The organism is Bifidobacterium sp. (assembly GCF_050874245.1).
Lineage (GTDB): Bacteria > Actinomycetota > Actinomycetes > Actinomycetales > Bifidobacteriaceae > Bifidobacterium.
Genome location: NZ_JBNMKH010000113.1, coordinates 1 through 4,494, shown reverse-complemented (window position 1 = coordinate 4,494; position 4,494 = coordinate 1). Strand labels below are relative to the sequence as shown.

Here is a 4,494-nt window from a genome sequence, read left to right as displayed (position 1 = left end):
CGCGTCGAGGATGTCATCCACCCCGAACACGTCACGGGCCAGCTTCTGCAATTCGCCGCTGTTATCCGACGTGTCGAGCACGGACTTGCGCGCCGACGCCCGGCTGAATTGGACGGCCGGCATATTACGTGGACTTGACGTGCATGCGAACGAACGCGTCACGGTATCCGACCGCATCGATCGGGTGCTTCTGCATCCCATATTCGGCATCATCGTGTTTCTCGCGGTCATTTTCACGGTGTTCCAGGCCACGACCGCGCTCGCCAGCCCCATGCAGGACTGGATCGACGTGACGTTCCGAGGCTGGTGCACGACCGGCATCGACCGGCTGCTCGGCCTGTTCGGCCCGACCGTTGACGGGGGATGGCTGCGCTCGCTGACGGTGGATGGTCTGCTTGACGGCGTGATCACGGTGCTGACGTTCATTCCGACGATGGGCATCATGTTCCTGCTGCTGTCGATGCTGGAGGATTCCGGCTATATGGCGCGTGCCGCGTTTGTGATGGACCGCGCCATGCGTGCCTTGGGACTGGATGGGCGCGCGTTTCTGCCGATCATCGTCGGATTCGGCTGCAACCTGCCGGCATTGGCGGCCACGCGCACATTGCCCGATTCCCGGCAGCGGGTCCTGACGGGAATGCTGGTTCCGTTCGCGGCCTGCTCCGCGCGCCTGTCGGTGTTTCTGGTTCTCGCCCACGCGTTCTTCCCGAAATACGCCGGACTGGTGGTGTTCCTCATGTATGTGGCTTCGGTGACGGTCATCCTGCTGGTCGGCGTGCTGTTGCGCCACACCATGTTCCGGGGGCTTGAGCCGGAACCGTTGATGCTGGCGCTTCCCGCATACCAGTGCCCGCGCGCTGTGCAGCTGGCACGTTCGGTGCTGCTGCGCCTATGGGGGTTCATCCGGGGAGCCAGCGTGATCATCATCACCATGATCATGGTGCTGTGGCTGTTGCAGGGCATTCCCATGAAGGCCGATGCGGGTGGTTTCGCGCATGTCGACGATGTGCATGATTCCGCATATGGCGTGCTCGCGGACACGGTCGCCCCTGTGTTCGCTCCGGCCGGATTCGACGATTGGCACGCTTCGGCCGCGCTGATCACCGGATTCGTGGCCAAGGAGGTCGTGGTCGGATCGATGTCCCAGTCGTATCACGCGGACGAGTCTGACGATAGCGCCGGAAACCGCGGCGGCGAGGGGACATTGGGGCAGAAGCTGCGCGTCTCATTCGAGGGGTCGTCGCACGGCCATGGCAGGGCTGCCGCAATCGCATTCCTCCTGTTCACGCTCGCCTACACGCCATGCCTGGCGACAGTTGCGGAGATGAGACGGCAGTTCGGTACGAGAGTCGCGGCGCGTTCTGTGCTGCTGAGCTTGGCTGTGGCGTATGTGATTGCCGTCGTCGCCTTCCAATTGCTGCGATTGGTGTGGTGATCAGGCATGGCGTGGCATGGCATGCCTGCACGCGGATGGCGTCGTGCGCGTCGTTCGCCGGATTCGTCCGTTTTGTATGAAGACCGTCATCGTGATCGTCATCCGGACGATATCGTCGCATGCGTCGCCGAAGATGTCTCCGCCGGATTGACGGCACGGCAGATCGCCGACAAACGGCGTCTTCCGGTCGATTTTGTGGACATGGCCATCGACCGCGCGCGGGAGCGTGGCCTGCTTGAAGTGGTGGACATGGGGTCGTCCGGACATGCCTGTGGTGAATCGATATGCCGACCCGATCCTGATTCGTTGGTCTGTGCCGGATGTCCATTCAGGATATTCCCATCCTCAAGGTCGTAGAATGGGCGGGGAAATGACGAGAGCGTCGATTGACGCTGATTCGTAGGGGTGTGGCGCATATGGATTATCAAAACGTTGAACAACCTTCCGTGCCCCGCAGAAGGGCTTGGCCGATTGTCCTCGCCGTGGTTGTGGCGTGTGTTGTGGCGTGCGGTATCAGCGTATACGTCTACCATGGCAGACAGCAGGAGGCATTGGCCGCTTGCCGCCAATCGCTTGCGGATTTCAGCACGGCGCGCAAGTCCGTGCTCGACACGTCGGATAACAGCGGCGAATTGCAGAAGCTGGCCCGTGACGTGTTCGGGGTGGATGACATCCTCGACGCGTTCGCGGACGCGGCCACCAGCGCCGAGAACACGGTCGATGTGGAGGGCTGCAAGGCGAACGCCACCATCACGCAGCTCAATCTCGTGGCGAAGACATTGGATGGCGCCACGGATTCCCTCAATACGAGCCTGAAGAACATCCGTGAGAAGAAGACCACGGATTCGTCGCAGGACGCCGACGATGATGATTCGAGCAAATCGACGGACGATACGTCATCCGAACAGTCATCCGACGGGCGGCGGAAAGATTCCTACGGCGCTGGACAGCTGGCGGAATCGAAAAAGGAATTGCAGAAGTCGATCGACAAGGCGAACAGGTTGATGGATCGACTCAGCAAGGACGACACGCTGACGCTGACGGGACGCAAGCTGATGGCCGCGCTGTCCAAGGCGATGGATTCCGGACGGAAGCTCATCGAAAACAGCGACATCAAGGATTCCAAATACTACAAGGCGGCCAAAGTCACGCTCGACGAGGCCATCGATATGGCCGACAACTGGGTAAACAGCCAGGCGGCCAAAGCTCAGTAGATCCTGACGCAATTCGTCATCCGTCCGCCGTGCGGACATGGATGCTCCGGCGCGACTACCTGCGTCTGGCGGCCGCGGCGTCGATCAGCCGTGCCAACGGCAGCAGATAGAGGAACGTGGCCATCAGTATGCTGGACGTGGGCGCGCCGACCGAGGCCAGCGGCACTCCGCTTGCGATCGACCATGGCACAAGCGGCGCCACCACCACGGCGGTGTCCTCCAGGTTGATCGCCTTGCGCTGTCCATCGGATTCCAGATGGTCGCATAACTGGTCCGTCAGCATGATGGACAACGTCTGGTTGCAGGCGATGGCGCCGGTCACGACGGATGCGGCCAACGTGGCGCCGAAAACGCTGATGCGATTCGCCATCGAAGAGACGATCCGATGCGCTCCGCGCAACAGGCCGGTTTCCTGGAAAATGCCGGAATACGAGGATGAGATGCAGACGATCAGCATCACTTTGACCATCGAGCCGATACCGCCGCCATCGACAAGCGGCGCGACCCGCGCGTCGGCGCAATGGAAGCCGAACAGCAGCGCGCGCCCGATCTCCGGCCAGCCCATGTGCTGCACGAACAGGCAGATAGGCAGCGCGGACAGTGCGCTGGCGCCCATCGTGATACGCACGTCGACCCTTGCGGTCGCAAGGACGACAAGCACCACGGCCGGAATGACCGTCACCCACCGCAGATCGAACGCTTTGGAGAACAGAGCGGCGATGTCCACCGACCCGGCGGATGGGTGGGTGCACAACGCCATCGCCGCGTATATCGCGCAGGTCAGTGCGAACGGCACGGCCGCCGTCCGGAGCATCAGACGGATATTGTCGAAGATGTTCGTATGGGTGAGCGTCTTGACCAGTTGCGCGCTGGTGGAGACGGGCGAGCACCGGTCGCCGAAGTAGATTCCGGAAAGGATGGCGCCTCCCAGCAGCATCGGTGGAATGTTCATGGACGTGCCGAGGGTCATGGTGATGACGCCCATGGTGGCCGCCGACGCGAACGACGAGCCGGTCAGCAGAGACATCAGACAGTTGAGCAGGAACGTGAGCAGGACCACCACGTGCGGCCGCACCAGACCGGTCGCGTTCGCCACGATGAACGGCACGGTGCCTGCCGCTCGCCATAAGGCGGTGAGCATGCCGATCAGCACGAAGGTCACCACTATGATGCTCGCGGCGCGCATGGTGGCCAATCCTTTGGCGATCATCGGCTTGAACGCATGTCCGGTCAGTCTTCCGTGCGTGAGGAAGATCACCACACCGGCCAACAGCGCCGGGATGATGGATACGCCGCACGCTATGCATGCGATGAGTGCGGCGCAGAACAGCAGCAGGGTGACGATTTCCGGCATGATTCCTCTTTCCTTGTGGACGTGTCGATCCGTCCATATGATCGATTGGCGCAACGATTCCGCCGTATTCCGAGATTGTGCTTCGGAATTTCTTCCAGCGACGGACACGGTCAGATTAACAGGATTATCACGTTGTTCTTTGGTTCGCGTCACAGGTAAAATACTGTGCATGAATTTCCTGAGCATGGATTACTTCATCATGGTCGCCAAGGAACGAAGCTTCACCAAGGCGGCGAAGCGCCTCGGCATCACGCAGCAGACGCTCAGCGCGCATATCGCGAACCTCGAACGGGAGGTGGGATGCGAGCTGTTCGTCCGCCATGTGCCGCTGGAGCTGACCTATGCGGGAAGGACGTTCCTGCGGTACGCCAACGGATTCCAGCGCGAGCACACGATGATGATGCAGGAATTCGGCGATATCGCGCACGACGAGTCGGGTGTGCTGCGCGTGGCAGTCGGGCATACCAGGGGACAGGCCATCATGCCGCGCG

4 protein-coding genes are annotated in these 4,494 nt (G+C 61.4%); 3 read left to right on the top strand and 1 reads right to left on the bottom strand.

Going from position 1 to position 4,494, the window contains the following annotated elements:
- Both feoB and ACR0P8_RS08795 read left to right on the top strand, forming a co-directional pair.
- On the top strand, positions 1-1,435 hold a 1,435-nt coding region (gene feoB / locus ACR0P8_RS08800; RefSeq protein ID WP_432624710.1), incomplete at its 5' end, for a ferrous iron transport protein B.
- 416 nt (positions 1,436-1,851) lie between these two features.
- Positions 1,852-2,649 (top strand): hypothetical protein, encoded by a 798-nt coding sequence (locus ACR0P8_RS08795; protein ID WP_432624709.1) that lies wholly within the window; start codon positions 1,852-1,854, stop codon positions 2,647-2,649.
- 55 nt (positions 2,650-2,704) lie between these two features.
- Here ACR0P8_RS08795 and ACR0P8_RS08790 read toward each other — a convergent pair whose 3' ends face one another.
- Positions 2,705-4,003 carry a Na+/H+ antiporter NhaC family protein gene (locus ACR0P8_RS08790; RefSeq protein ID WP_432624708.1) on the bottom strand — a complete coding sequence of 433 codons (1,299 nt, stop codon included), beginning with the start codon at positions 4,001-4,003 and terminating at the stop codon, positions 2,705-2,707.
- A gap of 169 nt (positions 4,004-4,172) precedes the next feature.
- Here ACR0P8_RS08790 and ACR0P8_RS08785 point away from each other — a divergent pair.
- Positions 4,173-4,494, top strand: a 322-nt coding sequence (locus ACR0P8_RS08785; protein ID WP_432624707.1) for a LysR family transcriptional regulator, incomplete at its 3' end; no start/stop codon positions are given.

Coding starts and splice junctions, on each gene's coding strand:
- ACR0P8_RS08795 (WP_432624709.1), top strand. CDS start 1,852: ATGGATTATCAAAACGTTGAACAACCTTCCGTGCCCCGCAGAAGGGCT.
- ACR0P8_RS08790 (WP_432624708.1), bottom strand. CDS start 4,003: ATGCCGGAAATCGTCACCCTGCTGCTGTTCTGCGCCGCACTCATCGCA.